The sequence below is a fragment of the Streptomyces sp. NBC_00029 genome (assembly GCF_045160505.1).
Classification (GTDB): domain Bacteria; phylum Actinomycetota; class Actinomycetes; order Streptomycetales; family Streptomycetaceae; genus Streptomyces.
Map to the genome: position 1 here is coordinate 7,647,734 of NZ_CP108292.1, position 14,825 is coordinate 7,662,558.

Genomic DNA, 14,825 nt, shown 5'->3' on the forward strand with positions numbered 1-14,825 from the left:
TCTGCCCGACCGCATCCAGGAAATGCGTTCGATTCTTATGTGTTTTTTATCCCGGTGGCTGGGCAGGAGATCTTGCCTGCATTCCACGAGCCCGCTTCGGCGGAGCCACCTCGGAGCCGATGCATCCGGGGAGACCTTCTTACGCTGGTTGGCCCAATCGCCCCACCGGAGAGGCGTCCTTCGGGCACAACATCCCCATGGACAGCAATCAGGAGATGGATCCGGCACACCGAGTTCCGGACGCGGTCGACGAGAAGACGGTGCGTGCTCTGGGTGTGCTTTCGAAGGCCCTCGAGACCACGGAGCGGGCCCGTGGCCACCTCTACGGGTTCCATCAGCTGACCGGGACGGCGGACTTCGAGCTCGGCGACGCGGCGCGACTCTTGCGGGAGGCGGGCTACGAGGAGCAGGCTGCCCGGGTCGAGCGCGAGATCGTGGGCCGCAACGTCATCCCGGGTCATTGGACGTTCCAGATCATCGAGGCTTACAACTCCACGTACTACCAGCCCTTCGCTGCGGTGGAACGCGCAATCGTCGACGAGGTGGCCGGCGGGCGCGACCACCTCCTGGAGGCCCGCCTCAAAACGCTTCGCCGCACCCCCCCACCATCCTGACCACACCGCAACACCCCCTCCTGAATGACGGCCCGGCCCGGCGAAGGATCCGGGGAGGCCTACCGGAGCCCAGCTTCGATCGGGGCTCATCAGGGCGTACGGAGCGGGTGCGCAAAGGCCTCCCTCACGTTGCAGCGTGCGCTCCTACGGCCTGCCGGTAGGCCACGTGTCCGCCCAGCGCGCCGCTGACGGCTACGGCAGCCAGCCCGCCCAGGGCCCACAGCCGGCCCTTCGCCGAGCGGCTGCGGAGCCGTGCGGTCAGGGACGCGGTGTAGCAGGCCACCGCGGCGACATTGGAGGCCGCGTGGACCAGGCCGACCCGGGCCTGCTCGGGCGGCAGGTCCGCCCAGTCCGCCCAGCCGGCGACCGCGGCCGGTGCGACACCGGCCAGGCCGACGGCGGTCAGGGCGGTAGCCGCGTGGTGTGTACCGGGCACGAAGTCGAGTACCGAGGCCGACAGCCAGCATCCGATGGGTACCTGCACGAGCACGGGGTGCACGGGGTGGCCCAGCGGTCTGCCGCGCAGCAGATCGCGCATGCCGCCCAGGGGGAGTGAGCGGATCCCCCGCTGCAGCACCCTGATGGCCGGATCGGCCACTGTCGTCCGCTCGAGCCGGTCCAGGGTCTTCAGCCAGCATGCCGAAGCAGTGTCGAGGGCCGCGGCCGGCCCGGCAGTGGGAGAGGTGTCGAGGGTGCGTGAGTTCATACACGACGCCTACCCGCTGCCACGCTGCCATCCCGGCCTGGCGCCGACTGCACCCGAACGACAGGCCCGCCGACGGGCCGTGGTCCCTTCATCGCAGTCCTGCTGCGAAGGCGCGCGCAGAGCTCTTGCTCGTGGGGCGGGTGCTGGGGCCGTGCCGGGGTAAGCGCGGCGCAAGAACGTCGAGCGCACTCGCGACGAGCTCAGCCAGACCGTCGAGGCTCTGGCAGCCAAGGCCGACAAGCAAGGCCCGAACCAAGGAGGAGACCGCCGCCATGAAGCAGCAAACCGTCGAAAAGGCTTCCCTCATCGCCGACCAGATCCGCGAGAAGGCGGAACAAGCCGCCCGGCTGGTGCGGGACAGTACCCCCCACTCGGTCCTGGACAAGACCGCCCAGGCCGCCACGCAGGTGTGGGACGGCGCGACCCGCGCCGGACAGTACGCGGCGGACATGACCCCCGACCCGCTGCTCGAGAGGGCCGACCAAGCTGCGAGGGCCACACGAGGCAACCGCACTCCGCTCCTGGTCGCCGGCGCTGTGATCATCGCCCTCGTGCTGGTGCGTCGCAGCCGCGCACGTCGCCGATGAAGGCCTCCGGCGCTGCCTACAAGCCCGTCGGATTCCTCCTCGGGGCGGCGAGCGGCATGGTCGCGGGGGCCGTGTTCAAGCAGGCCTGGAAGATCATCGAAGGTGAGGGTGATGCCCCGGAAGCCACTGACGAAGACCGCACGTGGACGCAGATCCTGCTCGCCGCTGCGATTCAGGGAGCGATCTTCGCCGTGGTCAAGTCGTCGGTCGAGCGATCGGGCGCAGTGGCCATACGTCGTGTGACCAGAGCCTGGCCGGGCTGACCCACCGGCGGTGCCGGTCCTCTTCCCCGATCAGGCCGGCGCCGCCCGGACCGTCCAGCACCCCCGCCTTCACCGGAGAGGGTGACTCACCATGGCTGAACGTGCGCTCGGGGCGCGGCCGGGCGGCCACGCCGACACCTCGGAGCCCTGCCGGGTGGGCGGACGCTTCAGTCGATCTGGCCCTGGGTGATGACCTGGATTTCGTTGGTCTCCTCGTTCCGCACCCGGTACACCGCATGCGGGCCCTCGTCGCGGATCTCCTCGATCCGCCCCTTCTGCGGATCCGGCCGCCCGTCGTGATAGGTGATGCGGTCGTTCTCTCCGTGCGTCATTTTTCCTCCGGTGACGTCTCTTCTTCTAGCAACCGAACGAGACTGCGGGTCCCTGATATCCATCTGGCCATTCCGGGTCCACGGATCAGTGGGTCCGGCCCGTCCACTCAAGGCCGGGGATACTCTTGGTCCTTTTGATCGCGCGCATGCTCTTCCGGGGTCTGCCAGGAGTCCGCGCGGCTTTGTGCGACGGGATTCTGCTCGGTCGGCGGTACTTCGCGGCGCCTGCGCCGGCTCCCGTACCAGAAGGCACCGATCAGGAGGATGACCAGGACCACTCCGGCGAAGATGAGGAAGAGCGAGGCCTGGCCGTCGGCCGCGAGCGTGTCGATAGCTGTCATGCGCGGCCCCTACCCGCGATCCGTGGACATACCAGCAGTCCAACGGGTTTATACCGACTGTGCGCCAATGCCGCGGACCATTGAGGGGCGGGACGCTCCCGCCCGCGCGTGATGGCGCTGCTTCTTCAGTCGAAGGCCTCTGTCGCGGGCACGATGCGGGCCGCCATGTTGATCTCCATCATGGTCAGGGCGGCGTCTGCCAGGTCCGAGCGGATGTGGGCGACGGCATCGCGAGCGATGGTGACGGACAGGTGCCTGATGTGGGCTTCGAGGGCGGAGTACATCACGCACTGCTCCGTCACCTGCCCGCACAGTACGAGATGGTCGATGCCCAGTGTTCCCAACAGGTAGGCGAGGGGCGTTTCGTAGAAGGCGGAGTGGCGTGCCTTGACGATGAAGTAGGAATCCTCGTCCGGCCGTACAGGTTCGACCAAGCCGGCGTGGGGGCCGGCCAAGGCGGCTTCGAGGATCTCCCCGTGGTGGGAACGCCATTTCCCGAAGCGAGCCCGAGGCAGACACCGCACCACCGGTTCGAACGGGTCTCTTGGGCAGCCCGCAGCAGGCCCCGAGCCGTGAAGGCTATGTAGGCGAAGACGAAGAGCGGATTTCCGTGAATCTGGGCATCGGTGCTTGATGGGACCCTTCAGAAATGTTGGTGGCAACTGGCACCACTCGTTCGGGCGTGGGACTTGTGGCGGCTCGGGTGATGAACTGACGGGTGCTGTCCGGGTTCAGCGCCGCCGGCCTGCGTACGACCCAGCCTGTGGTGATCAATGCTTGAGGGCCCGCTCCAGCTGTTGCTTGTTCATGTGCGAACGGCCTTCGATGCCCTGAGCCTTGGCCTCCTGGCGCAGCTCCTCCACGGTATGCCCGGAGGAACCCCCCGTGGCGCGGCTGCCTCGCTTGTCGGCGGATGCCCGGCGGCTACTGCCGTTGGTGCCGTTGGGGTGGAGGACGACCTTGGTCCAGCCGTCGTCGCGGTTGTCGAAGTGTTCGTAGGCCGATGAGGCCTCGTCGAGGCCGAGTTCGTGGGAGACGAGGAAGCTGGGCTCGGCCCTGCCGCCGGCGATCAGGTCACGCAGGGCCCGGTTGTAGCGCTTGACGGGTGCCTGGCCGGTGCCGATGCGCTGGCCCTTGAACCAGAGCATGCCGAAGTCCAGCGGTATCTTTCCCTGGGCTTCGAGCTCGCCCTGGGCCTCGGCGCCTCCGGGGTCCTCGGGCAGGAACACGCCGACGACGCCGATTCCACCGGTGAACCGGACCGAGTCGATCAGCCCGTTCATCGTCAAGGTGGCGTCCTCGTGCCCCTGCGGGTCGTGGGCCTGGTAGCCGACGCACTCGCAGCCGTTGTCCGCACCCAGCCCGAGGGTGGCTTCCTTGACCACCTCGGCCGGATCCTGCTCGGCGGTGTTGATGGCGATGGCGCCGATCTCTTCGGCGATCCGGAGCCGATCGGGCTGGTGGTCGGCGACCCATACACGGCCGGCGCCCTTGAGGATCGCCGAGTAAGCGGCCATGAGGCCGACCGGACCGGCGCCGTAGACGATCGTCTGGTCACCGGGCTTGACGCCCGCCATCTCGGTGGCGTGATAGCCCGTGGGGAAGATGTCCGCCAGCATCACGTAGTCGAGCTGGCGCTCGGCGGCGTCCTCGCCCAGGCGCAGGGCGTTGAAGTCGCCGTACGGGACCCGCAGCAGCTCTGCCTGGCCGCCCTGGTACGGGCCCATCTCGGCGAAGCCGTACGCGGCGCCGGCCATGTCCGGCTTGGGCTGCATGGTCAGGCAGTAGTTGGTGAGGCCCTGTTCGCACTGCTTGCAGAAGCCGCAGGCGATGTTGAAGGGCAGCACCACCCAGTCTTCGACCTTGATCTTGCTGACGGCATCGCCCACCTCGACGACCTGGCCGAGGTTCTCGTGGCCGAGGGTCCGGCCCGTCTCGAAGGAGGTCCGGCCTTCGTACATATGGAGGTCGGAGCCGCAGATGTTGGTGGTGGTGATCTTCACCAGGATGTCGCCGGGGTGCTCGATCTTCGCGTCGGGGACGTCCTTGACCGTCACCGTCCGCGGTCCTTCGTACACTGCCGCTTTCATGGTCGTTCCTTGCCGACGCCACGCTTCACCGGACGCTTCACGGCGGGTGGTGGCACCTTTGTGGGGTGTTGGCGCGGTCAGTCCTACGGGCGACTCGATCGCGGGGCGGCGTCCGGCTGCCTCGGCGGCTGACGCCTCTCTTGTCGCGCCTACCCCGCCCCCCGCTCACCTCACACCACGCCGGGACCACGGGGGAGTGAAGGACCTCAGGTCCTGGCGCGGATCTGCTGGCCCGACCGGAGATCGGCCAGGAGGCGGCCGGCATCCGTGAGGAGCGTGCCCTGCAAGGCGTGTACGGCCGGGGAGGCTTCCGGGGTGGTCCGTTCCTGCTGTTGCACACGGTCGAGTTCTGCGGCCGCTTCGTCGATCCTCGCGTCGAGGAGCTCCGGATCGGTGGGAGACGCCTGGCCCATCTCCTCCATCACCGTGCCCACGGCGCGCAGGACAGCGCTGAAGCCGGGCCGGAAAGCGGCGGGGAGATTCCCGAGTTCGCCGCTGTCGAGGGCGTAGTCCAAGGCCCGGGACATGGAACGGAGGTGGTCCATGCTGCGTTCGGCGACGGTGATTGCCTCCCGAGCGCGGGGGAGGACCTCACCGGATCCGCTGATGGCCGGGCGCGGGTTCATACGGCCGTTTTCGATCTCGGCTTCGATGGTGTGGCGGATGCGCTCACACTCGGCGGACAGGCTGCGCCAGTCGCGGCGCCACTGGCGGAGGTGATCCCGGTCGGGATCGTCCGCTTCGAGGGTGTCGGCGAGGTCGTCGAGGCGCCGGGACATGGTGCTGTAGAGGCCGGTGACGGCTTGCTGACGGTGGTGGGTGTGCCGGGCGGGAGCGAGGACGAGATGGGCGGCGAGGCCGCAGAGCGCCCCGATGCCCACGGACGCGACCAGGTGGCCGATGTAGTCGATCTGTCCCTGGCCGGAGGAGAACGCGAAGAAGCCGACGATGGCGACTTGGAGGCCCTGCTGGCCGAAGCGCCGGATCCTGCCGATGCAGAGCGCGATCAGGGTGAGAAAGGCGAATGTCCAGCCGTGGATACCGGCCACGGCCGCCAGGGTGGCGGCGAGCGTGACTCCCGCTGCCATGGCCACCACGTACTGGAGGCAGTCCCGGACCGACCGGTACACGGTCGCCTGAAGCGCCACCAGCGCGGTGAACGGCGCGAACGTCGAAACTGCAGGCGGTAGCAGGTACCGCGCGAGGATCCACGCCGCCATCGCCGCGACCACGGTCTTGGCGACCAGCAGCACCTGGTCCCGCTCGCTCCCGGCTCCCCGCACCGCGCGCCGCAGATAGTCGGCTTGCTCTGTGGCCGCCGACCAGATCCTTCGCGCCGCTTCCACCCCTCCGGGCAAGATCGACCACCTCCGATGCGCGCCTGCCCCGCAAGCTGCGATCAACGCTCAGATCCGCGTCACAAAGGGCCTTCAGGGAGCTGCGAGGCGAGGCTCGGACCCTTTGCGGACCTGTTCGATCTCGGCCCGCTCCTCCGCGATTTCCCGGGTCAGGAAGAAGTTCAGGAGGGTCCGGATCGCGGCGATGGCAGCCAACTGCCCGATCTCCGTAAAGCCGGGGGCGACGGCGGTGCGCAGCACATCACCCGCGAGCTGGAATTCCAGTCCCAGAACGAGGAAGCGCCCCAGGCTCAACCGAATCTTGTTGAACTCACCGATGAGCGATCGCCTGCGGAGCCCGGTCGAGGCGAAGCGGGCGAACGCCCACAGCGCACCGGTGAAGATGATCAGTGTGCCGGCGGCCTCGATCACACGGACGAGCCATCCGATCAGCTCCTGAACCCCGGACTCGGACAGTAGGTATACGGCCAGTGTCATTGCGCCCGTCCACCCGGCCGCAGCCGTTGCACGGGCGATCCGCGGCACGAGACTCAGCTCACGCCGGAACCTTCTGCGCTTAGCCTCCCCACGCGGCATCCCGGCGTGCAAAGGGCGGTGTCATCCTTGTGGTGCCAGCACTGTGAACAGGGCGCCCTCCGGGTCGCGGAGGGCGGCCCACCGGCTGGCGCTTGAGGTCTCCACTGGAGAGGCGATGCTTCCTCCTGCCGTGGTGGCCGCCTCGACCGCGGCCTCCAGGTCGGGTACCCGGAAGTGGACGTGCCACCGAGGTCGCACGTGTGGGTCGGGGTCTGTGTCCACCGCTCCGCCACTGATCCGTGCCACCGTGTTGTCTCCGTGGCGCACGACGACGTGATCGTGTTCGTAGGCCGGTACGCAGGATGTGGGCGATTCGCCGGCCCAGTCCAGGACCTCCCCGTAGAAGATGGCGGCGGCGAAGGCGTCGCGGGTGCGGAGTTCCAGCCAGGCGGGAGCGGCGCCGCGGCCCACCCCCCAATCCCTGAAGATTCCGCCCTGCCAGAGCCCGAAGACAGCCCCGTCGGGGTCCGCGGCCAGCACGGCCCGGCCCCGACGGAAGGACAGCGGGCCAACCGCGACGGTTGCGCCGCGCTCGCGGATACGTGCGGCGGTGACGTCGGCGTCGTCGACGGCGAAGTACGGCGTCCAGGCAGCGGGCAGCGATGGATTCTCCACGAAACCGGCCACGGGAGCACCGTCGCGAAAGGCGAAAGAGAACCACTCGCCACGTCGGGTCCGTCGGAACGTCCAGCCCATCACGGCACCGTAGAACCGCTGAGCAGAAGTGAGGTCCGCGGTCGTCAGACTCACCCAGCAGGGTGCGCCGGCGGCTTCATGACTTGACGTGGACACAGTTACGGGCCGCCCGCCTATCCTGCTGCTCACCTCGTACGAGACCTTCCCACCGTAGCTCGGTCGGAGGGTTCAGGCGGTGCGGTGGGGCGCCCCTCCGGCAAGCACCCTCCTCATCCACAGGCCTGCCAAGCTATCCCGCACCTATCCCGCACCTATTTCGAGATCGATTCGCATTCGATGCGCCATCTTGATGAGCGTCTTGGATCGAGAGGCGAATCTGCGCTTCTCAGGTCGACGTGCGGTCTGAGAAATGTTGGCGCCAATTTGGTCTGATCCTCCGAAGATCGACGCTCAATTGGATGGGGCGCACGGGTCAGGGCAGGTGCCGTACCTCAAGCAATCGCTGCGGCTCGCCGGCGGGCCGCGGTGACACCGGAGGTACGGTGCCCAGTACTGCTCTTTCCGTGACCACGCTGCCCGGCGGCCTGGTGGCCCTGCCGGGCGTTTACCAGCCGCAGGCGGACACCAGGCTGCTGGCCGCGGCCCTCGCCGATGAGGACCTCGGGTCCCATACAGAGATCTTGGAGATCGGTACGGGCACCGGCGCCCTGGCGCTGCACGCCGCGACCAGGGGTGCCCGGGTCACGGCAGTCGACGTGTCCTGGTCCGCGGTGGCCACGGCCCGGCTGAACGCCTGGCTCCACCGTCTTCCCCTGCGTGTCCTGCACGGGGATTTCGAGGCTCGCGCCGCCGGACGGCACTTCGACGTCGTCTTCTCGAACCCTCCGTACGTCCCTGCTCCGGACAACCGACTGCCCTCGCGCGGGCCGGAGCGGGCCTGGGACGCCGGACTCGACGGGCGCGCGGTCATCGACCGGATCTGCGGGCGCGCCCCGGCCCTGCTGCGGCCCCGCGGAGTCCTGTTGATGGTGCACTCGGGGATGTGCGGCGCCGAGGAGACCCTCGACCGGCTGGCGGGGGCAGGGCTGGCCGCTGAAGTGACGGCGACGGCATCCGTGCCGTGGGGCCCGGTCCTGCGGTCGCGGCGGTCCTGGCTGGAACAGCGGGGCCTGGCGGCCGAAGCCGAGGAGCGGGAAGAGTTGGTGGTCATCCGTGCCCGGCGCCCCTGACCCCGCCCGGTGCCCAGTCCCCGTCACCGCGGAGGTCCGTCGGGTGTCCGTCGAACCGCAGGGCCCGGTGCTGGTCGAGGGCCCCGTCGAGGTTGTCCTGGACGACGGGACGGTGGCCCGGTCCGACCGCTTCGTGGTCGCGCTGTGCACCTGCCGCCGCAGTCGCACGTATCCCTGGTGCGACACCAGCCACCGCCGCCGCGAGAGGACCGCGACGCCGCCCGAGGACAGGAACCCGTGATGACCCCACCCAGCCCGACCGTCACCGACGCCACCACCACGGCAGGCGCCGCCGGCCCGCGCCTCGTCGCGGGCCGGGGCGAGCTGTCGGGCGCCGTGACGCGCGCCCTGCGATCGGGCACGGCGCCGGTGTACGCGCCCGGGGCCGTCCTGAAGGCGGACCCGTGGGGCGAGGACCTGCAACTGTCGCTCCACCTGCTGTACGAACTGCACTACCGCGGCTTCGACGGCGTGGACGGCGAACGCGAATGGGATCCGGACCTGCTGCGGCTGCGCCAGGCCCTGGAAGCCCGCTTCCTGCACGCCCTGCGCACCGAACTGTCCGACGCACCCCGGTCCGTCGAAGAGGCCTTCGCCCCGCTGCTCGCGACCGTCAACCTGATGTCCCTCTTCGGACTGCACCGGGCCATGCGCGGAGCGCTCGTCGGTCACTTCGCGTGCGTCGAGGTCACCTCGTCGCCGGGGTCCCGCCGCCTGGCCAGGGCCATGCGGCGCTGCGGGGCGGGCCCCGCGGCCGAGCACTTCTACGCCGAGCACGTCGAGGCCGACGCCGTCCACGAGCAGGTGGTCCGCCACGAGGTCATCGGTGGCCTCCTCGCGGACGAACCGGAGCTGGAGGGGGACGTCGCGTTCGGCTGCGCGGCGACCGTCCTGGTCGAGGACCGGCTCGCCGCCCACATCCGCGGGGCCTGGGATTCGGGCCGCAGCGCCCTGCGCACGGCCCTGCCGGAGCACTGAGACCCCGCCGGGGCGGCGCGCCGGGCTCAGACCCGGCGCGCCGCTTCGACGTCGGGGGTGATGCGCAGGACCGCCGCAGCGCCGCTGATCTCCAGCAGCCGGCGCAGCTGGGGCGGGAGGGGGCCCGCCACCGCGAACCGGGGGATGCGGTGGTGGGCCTGGACGAGGAGCCGGAGCAGTCCGGTGTCGGCGTAGCTGACTGCGGACACGTCGATGATGGTCCGTGCGGCCCGGGAGGTCCGGGCCTCGGCCAGGGCACGGCGGAACGGAGCGACGGTTCCGCCGTCGAACTCCCCGGCGAGGACGAGGACCAGGGAGCCGTCCCCACGGTCGGGCAGCCGAGTCACGCCGGTCCCGCTCAGCGTGCCCGCCAGCCAGGAACCGTACGTAGGTCGCGGTCTGCGCCGAGAGCGCCCGACTCGGGCGGATCGGAAGCCGAACAGAAACCGCATGCGCACCACTATCGTCGAGGCTGAGGAAATCTGAGGGGCGCCTTGGGAAACCTGCCGCGGGGCCCGCGCCCAGGTCGGCGGCGGGTATGGGTGGCGGCCGTCGTGTGAACCGACAGCGAAACGGAAATCGCCGCTCCTGCCGTCTCAGCACCGCTGTGGCTGCGGGATTGAGGGAGTTCGCACAGCGAGCAGGACGACGTCGTCCTCGGGCGTCGGGTGCGCCAGCCGGTTGCTGATCCGGCGAAGCACCTCGTCCAGGGGGCGGTTCCCGTGGCGGGCGAGCAGGGCGACGAGCTGCGAGACGGCGGCGTCCATGTCCCGGCCGCGGCGTTCGACGAGCCCGTCGGTGTACAGCAGGAGCGTCGAGCCCGGAAGCAGGGCGCGCCGGTGCTCCGTGCGATCGAACGGCCCGAGCGACCCGTGCAGCAGTACGTCGTGTTCGAGCAACTGGGCCACATTCCCATCCGGAGTGCGGAGCAGGGGCGGCGGGTGACCCGCGTTGGACCAGGTCAGCGTCCAGTCGTGGTTGCCGTCGACGGGGTCGAGGCGGGCGTGCACCAGGGTGCCGCTGGTCTCCATGGGCAGGACCGAGCAGGCAGCGTCGAGCGCGGTCAGCGCGGTGGCGGGACTGTAGGGGGGGATGGTCGAGGGTTGCCTGGCGCAGCATGCTGCGGACCTGCCCCATGATCGTGGCGGCGTGCATGTCGTGTCCGGTGATGTCGCCCACCGTGATCATGAGCGAAGCGGTCTCGCCGTCGGAGGCCGCGGCGGTACGGGGCAGGTGATAGGCGTCGTACCAGTCGCCGCCGATCATGTGGTCGTCCGCGGCCGCCTGGTACAGGGCGCTGATCTCGACGTGGTCGGTGAGGGGCAGGTCGGTGAGCATGGCGGCCTGGAGCTCCCGGGCGACGGAGATCCGCTCGTCCAGGTACAGGGCGCGTTCCACCGCCTGTGCGACGTAGCCGGACGCGGCGGTGAGGGTGGCCCGCTCGGTGACGCCCACCTCGTGCCGTTTGGACCAGCAGATCGCGAGCACGCCCAGCAGAGCGCGACTGCCCCAGAGCGGCAGGCACAGCACCGTGGTGAGGCCCATGCGGTCGAAGAAGCGAACCGCCTCGGTGCCGTAGTCGGCGACCATCGCCTCGCGGTCGGGAACGAAAACCGCCCTGCGTTCCCGCATGGCCCGGGTGCTCGGGAACGCCGCGTCCACGGACAACGTGAGAACGCCCCGTTCCACCGCGTTCTCGATATCCGGGTCGGCAACCCGGTGCAGTTCGTCTTTGTCAGCGACCAGCAGACCGACGTACGAGGGCTTCCCGACGCCGACGAACAGGTCCCGCACTCGTCGTCGTACGTCCTCCAGCCCGGACGTCTGGGCCAGCTCCTCCGAGGCCCTCAGCAGGAGCTCGGCATGATCCATCCCGGCCTGGGCTTGTTGCTCCAGACGCTGCGCATCGCTTCTGGCCTGCTCGGCGGCGGCCCGCGCGGTCTCCAGCACCTGCTGCGCGGACCGGCTCTTCGCCGACAGGACGCGCAGACGCAGCTCGGCAGAGCATGCCGCGGCCAGATCCTCCAGGTCGGACAGCTCGCCCGGCTCCCAGGCCCGCGGTTCGTGGCCGATGGCACACAGAGAGCCCACGACGAGTCCCTCGGCGTCGGTCAGCGGCATTCCCGCGTACGCGATGACCCCGAGGTCCGTGATGGCCGGATGGGTGCGGAGCCGTTCGTCGGCGCGGGCGTCCGGCACCACCAAGGGCCGCCCGGAGGCCACCACGTACCGGCAGAGCGAATGAGACAACGGCAGTGCGCGGCTTTCCGCCCAGGGCTCTCCTAGGCCGACCAGTCCGGGCAGGATCTGACGGTCCTCCTCGACCAGCGAAACGAAGGCCACCGGCGCGTGGAGCAATCGGGAAACCAGCCGGGCGAAGCGGTCCATTCCGGTATCGGAGGCAGCTGTCAGTCCGGCCCACCGCAATGCCCGCTGCTGGGCGGCGCTGTCTGCGTCAGCCTCCGTTGCTCGGCCCTGCTCAGGCATGTGCCCTCCGGTCCTGCTCGTCCCGAGGCCCTCAACGGCATCGTAGGACAGCCGCGGGCTGCCGGTCGCGCCTTGCCGGCGCCGGCAAGCACGGGAGGTGCCTGTGGGCCGACTGCCGGCTGCTCGGAGGGGTAGACGCGAGGCAGTGGGGTGAGCCTGAAGCGGCCCGCTCCAGCCTTTGTCCTGCTCGTGGACCGGCGCACGGGTATGCCCATGGCCCGGGGCCCCGCGTCGTCGAAGCCGCGATTCCGATTCCGGGCGGGCAGGCGCAGACGGAGTTCTTCGGACCACAGGTCGAGGTGTGTACCCGTCCCTCGGCGACACCGGCCGTGCTGAGGTCCGAACTGGCCTTGCTGCGGAGGGTGATGGCCGAGGCCGCGGCCGGCGAGGGGTGCCTGCTCGTCGCCACCGGCACTCCCGCCGTCCCGCCGGGGCGCCCGCTGACCGTGACCCCCGGCGAGCGCTACGAGCGGATGGCCGCCCGGTGGTCCTCCCTGGTGGGTGGGTACGACGGGATGGTGTGTGGTTGCCACATCCACGTCGGAGTGACGGGACACGCCCAGGCGCTCGCGCTGGCCAACCACATGCGCCCTTGGCTGCCGACGCTCCAGGCGATCGCCGCCAATTCCCCGTTCTCCCTGGGCCGGGACACCGGCTGGGCCAGCCGCCGTTCGGTCGAGTGGGCCCGGTGGCCGGGCGTCGGCCCCGCGCCCCTGCTCGACGAAGCCGGCTACGAGCGGCTCGCAGGCCACTTGGTCCGCACCGGCACCCTGCTGGACCGCCGGATGATCTACTGGCACGCCCGCCCCTCCGAGCACATACCGACGCTGGAGATCCGCGTCTGCGACGTCAACGCCGACCTCGACGTGGTCGTGCTGCTCACCGCCCTCGTGCGAGGCCCGGCCACCTCACTGCTGCCCGACATCGGCAACGGACGGCCCCCCGGCCTCCCCATCCGCTGCCCTCCAAGCCGCTCACCAGAGGTTGCTGAACCTCGCGGCGCCCGGACCGGCTGCCAGCGGGGACCTGGACCTCACGGCGGAGTTGTCCGACCGGTTGCAGCGCTCTGGGGCGGAGCCGCGAGTCAGCGCACCGCCCATCTCCGCAGAGGGCGCCTGACCGACGTGGTGGGCGAGCTCGCGCGCACCACAGCCCCGGCCTGACGGGCGCCCCGACCGGAGTCGACACGACCACTTGGGTGGACGGTGGGACGATGAGAAGAGCAACGGCAGCGCGCCGACACCGATGCGCGCATTTCCCGAATAAGACAGCAGGCCAGGCCATGACAAAGCAGCCGAAGCCGTCCCAGCCGAAGCACGGCAAGGGACCGAGTCCTCACGAGGGCACCAAGCAGCACGGCTGGTCCCCCGATGTGGACGAGACCCGTCAGCAGGAGAACCCGAGCGCCCACCGTTCCTTCCACCCGGACCAATACGCCCCGGACAAGGGCCCCGGACGTACGGTCTCCAAGGAAGAAGCCGGGAACCCCCACGGCAAGCCGACTAAGAGCCACGGCACACGAGGCGAAGATCAGAGCAAGGGCTCCGGGGAGAAGGGCATGCACGACTTGGGCCCCCGCGGTCGGTCCCAGCGGCCCAGCGGAACGAAGGACGCGTCGGCCACGACGGGCGTGGACCCCCAGGATCCGCCCGGCAAGCGCAGCGCCGGGTAGCGCCGCTCGGCATGAGCCGGCGAGTGTGCCGTGCACTGTGAAGCCGTACTCCCCCTCTCGTGCTGCGATCGCGCTGTCGACGGCACGAGGCGGCTTCGGTAAGTCCTCCGAGTCCGATCGTCGCTTACGCGAGAAGGACCTGCTCATGGCCGTACGAAACCAGCTGATTCACCGTTTGCCACCGGCCGTCTGGACGGTACTCGCCGACCCAAACTGCTACGGGGAGTGGGTGGTGGGACCCTCCGAGTCCACGCCACTTGATCAGGCCTGGCCCGAAGTCGGCTCCCAGCTCCTCTACACCGTGCGACTGGGCCCGTGGTCGACTGAAGGGGTCACAACAGTCAGGCACCAGGTGGCAGGCCGTGAGCTTGAACTGGAGGCGGCTTTCAAGGCTTTGGGCACGGCGAGGATCTTCCTGCAGCTGAGGCCGTGGGGCGAGGAGACCTTGGTCGTGTGCGACGAGCACCCCCTGCGCGGCTTGGGCGGAGCTCTTCACAACCCCGCCGTCGAGGCCCTGCTGCAGCTTCGGCACAGGGGGATGCTGGCCCGCTTGGCCAAGATCGTGGAGCAGCGCGACGAGGTCGGGCATGCTTGACGGGCGACGACCGCGCGAACCTGTCCGTGCGGCACCGGCGAAGTGCTCAGAAGGGCTGTCGCAGCTCGGGAGGCGGCGCCGCGGAGGCACCTTCCGGTGTGACGCTGGGGGCGGACGGAGACCTGGCCGAGGCTGTTGCACCTGACATTCTGATCGTTCCGGGAGGCACGAGGTACCTGACGGGACCGACCGACTGCGATCCTGAGGTCGTCCAGTGGCTGCGCGACCACGCGCCGAAGTCTCAGCGCGTGGTGTCGGTGTGCACGGGCGCGTTCTCTTGGCCGAGGCCGGGGTGCTCGCTCTTGGCCGAGGCCGGGGTGCTCGCCGGCAGGCGTGTGACGACGCACTGGAGTCGCCCGAG

General features: G+C 69.8%; 17 protein-coding genes and 4 pseudogenes. 10 read left to right on the plus strand and 11 right to left on the minus strand.

Annotated elements, in window-relative coordinates; genetic code table 11:
• The first annotated feature begins 197 nt into the window (after positions 1 to 197).
• A pseudogene (locus OG753_RS35245) lies at positions 198 to 642 on the plus strand (hypothetical protein).
• A gap of 96 nt (positions 643 to 738) precedes the next feature.
• Here the strand turns inward: OG753_RS35245 and OG753_RS35250 are convergent.
• Positions 739 to 1,320, minus strand: coding sequence for a DUF2231 domain-containing protein (locus tag OG753_RS35250; protein ID WP_405791416.1), 582 nt, complete (start codon positions 1,318 to 1,320; stop codon positions 739 to 741).
• 272 nt (positions 1,321 to 1,592) lie between these two features.
• Here OG753_RS35250 and OG753_RS35255 point away from each other — a divergent pair, with 272 nt between their 5' ends.
• Together OG753_RS35255 and OG753_RS35260 are read left to right on the plus strand one after the other, a co-directional pair.
• Positions 1,593 to 1,907, plus strand: coding sequence for a hypothetical protein (locus OG753_RS35255; RefSeq protein WP_405791417.1), 315 nt, complete (start codon positions 1,593 to 1,595; stop codon positions 1,905 to 1,907).
• Entirely contained in the window at positions 1,904 to 2,170 is a 267-nt protein-coding gene (locus tag OG753_RS35260; RefSeq protein WP_405791418.1) for a DUF4235 domain-containing protein, read from the plus strand. Before OG753_RS35255 ends, OG753_RS35260 begins: the two co-directional genes overlap by 4 nt.
• 167 nt (positions 2,171 to 2,337) lie before the next feature.
• Here the strand turns inward: OG753_RS35260 and OG753_RS35265 are convergent, their stop codons facing one another.
• The 7 genes and pseudogenes from OG753_RS35265 to OG753_RS35295 form a co-directional block, all read right to left on the minus strand.
• Positions 2,338 to 2,502 (minus strand): hypothetical protein, encoded by a 165-nt coding sequence (locus OG753_RS35265; RefSeq protein ID WP_327265848.1) that lies wholly within the window; start codon positions 2,500 to 2,502, stop codon positions 2,338 to 2,340.
• A gap of 107 nt (positions 2,503 to 2,609) precedes the next feature.
• Positions 2,610 to 2,843 carry a DUF6479 family protein gene (locus OG753_RS35270; RefSeq protein WP_327265849.1) on the minus strand — a complete coding sequence of 78 codons (234 nt, stop codon included), beginning with the start codon at positions 2,841 to 2,843 and terminating at the stop codon, positions 2,610 to 2,612.
• 125 nt (positions 2,844 to 2,968) lie between these two features.
• Positions 2,969 to 3,343: pseudogene (locus tag OG753_RS35275) on the minus strand (cysteine hydrolase family protein); the annotation flags it as partial.
• Between the two features lie 270 nt (positions 3,344 to 3,613).
• The gene (locus tag OG753_RS35280) at positions 3,614 to 4,933 is read right to left on the minus strand and encodes an alcohol dehydrogenase catalytic domain-containing protein (protein WP_405791419.1); all 1,320 of its coding nucleotides are present in this window, start codon (positions 4,931 to 4,933) and stop codon (positions 3,614 to 3,616) included.
• 206 nt (positions 4,934 to 5,139) lie between these two features.
• The gene (locus OG753_RS35285) at positions 5,140 to 6,291 is read right to left on the minus strand and encodes an aromatic acid exporter family protein (protein WP_405791420.1); all 1,152 of its coding nucleotides are present in this window, start codon (positions 6,289 to 6,291) and stop codon (positions 5,140 to 5,142) included.
• 72 nt (positions 6,292 to 6,363) lie between these two features.
• On the minus strand, positions 6,364 to 6,768 hold the full coding sequence (locus OG753_RS35290) for a DUF1622 domain-containing protein (RefSeq protein WP_405792924.1): 405 nt from the start codon (positions 6,766 to 6,768) through the stop codon (positions 6,364 to 6,366).
• A gap of 120 nt (positions 6,769 to 6,888) precedes the next feature.
• A complete protein-coding gene (locus OG753_RS35295) occupies positions 6,889 to 7,659 on the minus strand; it encodes a VOC family protein (RefSeq protein ID WP_327265853.1) in 771 nt (256 codons plus the stop codon).
• Positions 7,660 to 8,075: 416 nt separating this feature from the next.
• On the opposite strand from OG753_RS35295, the gene OG753_RS35300 reads away from it, so the two are divergent.
• Genes OG753_RS35300 through OG753_RS35310 form a run of 3 tightly spaced genes read left to right on the plus strand, consistent with a single transcriptional unit; the run spans position 8,076 to position 9,710 of the window.
• Positions 8,076 to 8,732, plus strand: coding sequence for a HemK2/MTQ2 family protein methyltransferase (locus OG753_RS35300; RefSeq protein WP_405792926.1), 657 nt, complete (start codon positions 8,076 to 8,078; stop codon positions 8,730 to 8,732).
• The gene (locus OG753_RS35305) at positions 8,716 to 8,973 is read left to right on the plus strand and encodes a CDGSH iron-sulfur domain-containing protein (RefSeq protein ID WP_405791421.1); all 258 of its coding nucleotides are present in this window, start codon (positions 8,716 to 8,718) and stop codon (positions 8,971 to 8,973) included. The genes OG753_RS35300 and OG753_RS35305 overlap by 17 nt, the downstream gene beginning before the upstream one ends.
• Positions 8,973 to 9,710, plus strand: a complete 738-nt coding sequence (locus OG753_RS35310; RefSeq protein ID WP_405791422.1) for an iron-containing redox enzyme family protein — start codon at positions 8,973 to 8,975, stop codon at positions 9,708 to 9,710. The genes OG753_RS35305 and OG753_RS35310 overlap by 1 nt, the downstream gene beginning before the upstream one ends.
• Positions 9,711 to 9,736: 26 nt before the next feature.
• Here the strand turns inward: OG753_RS35310 and OG753_RS35315 are convergent, their stop codons facing one another.
• The 3 genes and pseudogenes from OG753_RS35315 to OG753_RS35325 all read right to left on the minus strand — a co-directional run.
• The gene (locus OG753_RS35315) at positions 9,737 to 10,057 is read right to left on the minus strand and encodes an STAS domain-containing protein (protein WP_327265856.1); all 321 of its coding nucleotides are present in this window, start codon (positions 10,055 to 10,057) and stop codon (positions 9,737 to 9,739) included.
• Between the two features lie 249 nt (positions 10,058 to 10,306).
• Positions 10,307 to 10,741 carry a PP2C family protein-serine/threonine phosphatase gene (locus OG753_RS35320; protein ID WP_405791423.1) on the minus strand — a complete coding sequence of 145 codons (435 nt, stop codon included), beginning with the start codon at positions 10,739 to 10,741 and terminating at the stop codon, positions 10,307 to 10,309.
• A 106-nt stretch (positions 10,742 to 10,847) separates the two neighbouring features.
• Positions 10,848 to 12,197, minus strand: a pseudogene (locus OG753_RS35325) (GAF domain-containing protein); the annotation flags it as partial.
• Here OG753_RS35325 and OG753_RS35330 point away from each other — a divergent pair.
• The 4 genes and pseudogenes from OG753_RS35330 to OG753_RS35345 all read left to right on the plus strand — a co-directional run.
• Positions 12,137 to 13,360, plus strand: a complete 1,224-nt coding sequence (locus OG753_RS35330; RefSeq protein ID WP_405791424.1) for a glutamate-cysteine ligase family protein — start codon at positions 12,137 to 12,139, stop codon at positions 13,358 to 13,360. The pseudogene OG753_RS35325 and the gene OG753_RS35330 sit on opposite strands and share 61 nt — an antisense overlap.
• 119 nt (positions 13,361 to 13,479) lie before the next feature.
• Entirely contained in the window at positions 13,480 to 13,869 is a 390-nt protein-coding gene (locus tag OG753_RS35335; protein ID WP_327265860.1) for a hypothetical protein, read from the plus strand.
• 145 nt (positions 13,870 to 14,014) lie between these two features.
• Positions 14,015 to 14,464: an SRPBCC family protein gene (locus OG753_RS35340; RefSeq protein ID WP_405791425.1), complete on the plus strand. Its 450-nt coding sequence runs from the start codon at positions 14,015 to 14,017 to the stop codon at positions 14,462 to 14,464.
• Between the two features lie 98 nt (positions 14,465 to 14,562).
• Positions 14,563 to 14,757 (plus strand): annotated as a pseudogene (locus OG753_RS35345) (GlxA family transcriptional regulator); the annotation flags it as partial.
• Positions 14,758 to 14,825 lie beyond the last annotated feature (68 nt).

What these genes read in the sequence shown, in the direction of transcription:
- OG753_RS35250 (WP_405791416.1), bottom strand. Translation starts at nt 1,320, where the DNA reads ATGAACTCACGCACCCTCGACACCTCTCCCACTGCCGGGCCGGCCGCG.
- OG753_RS35255 (WP_405791417.1), top strand. Translation starts at nt 1,593, where the DNA reads ATGAAGCAGCAAACCGTCGAAAAGGCTTCCCTCATCGCCGACCAGATC.
- OG753_RS35260 (WP_405791418.1), top strand. Translation starts at nt 1,904, where the DNA reads ATGAAGGCCTCCGGCGCTGCCTACAAGCCCGTCGGATTCCTCCTCGGG.
- OG753_RS35265 (WP_327265848.1), bottom strand. Translation starts at nt 2,502, where the DNA reads ATGACGCACGGAGAGAACGACCGCATCACCTATCACGACGGGCGGCCG.
- OG753_RS35270 (WP_327265849.1), bottom strand. Translation starts at nt 2,843, where the DNA reads ATGACAGCTATCGACACGCTCGCGGCCGACGGCCAGGCCTCGCTCTTC.
- OG753_RS35280 (WP_405791419.1), bottom strand. Translation starts at nt 4,933, where the DNA reads ATGAAAGCGGCAGTGTACGAAGGACCGCGGACGGTGACGGTCAAGGAC.
- OG753_RS35290 (WP_405792924.1), bottom strand. Translation starts at nt 6,768, where the DNA reads ATGACACTGGCCGTATACCTACTGTCCGAGTCCGGGGTTCAGGAGCTG.
- OG753_RS35310 (WP_405791422.1), top strand. Translation starts at nt 8,973, where the DNA reads ATGACCCCACCCAGCCCGACCGTCACCGACGCCACCACCACGGCAGGC.
- OG753_RS35320 (WP_405791423.1), bottom strand. Translation starts at nt 10,741, where the DNA reads ATGGAGACCAGCGGCACCCTGGTGCACGCCCGCCTCGACCCCGTCGAC.
- OG753_RS35330 (WP_405791424.1), top strand. Translation starts at nt 12,137, where the DNA reads ATGCCCGCTGCTGGGCGGCGCTGTCTGCGTCAGCCTCCGTTGCTCGGC.
- OG753_RS35335 (WP_327265860.1), top strand. Translation starts at nt 13,480, where the DNA reads ATGACAAAGCAGCCGAAGCCGTCCCAGCCGAAGCACGGCAAGGGACCG.
- OG753_RS35340 (WP_405791425.1), top strand. Translation starts at nt 14,015, where the DNA reads ATGGCCGTACGAAACCAGCTGATTCACCGTTTGCCACCGGCCGTCTGG.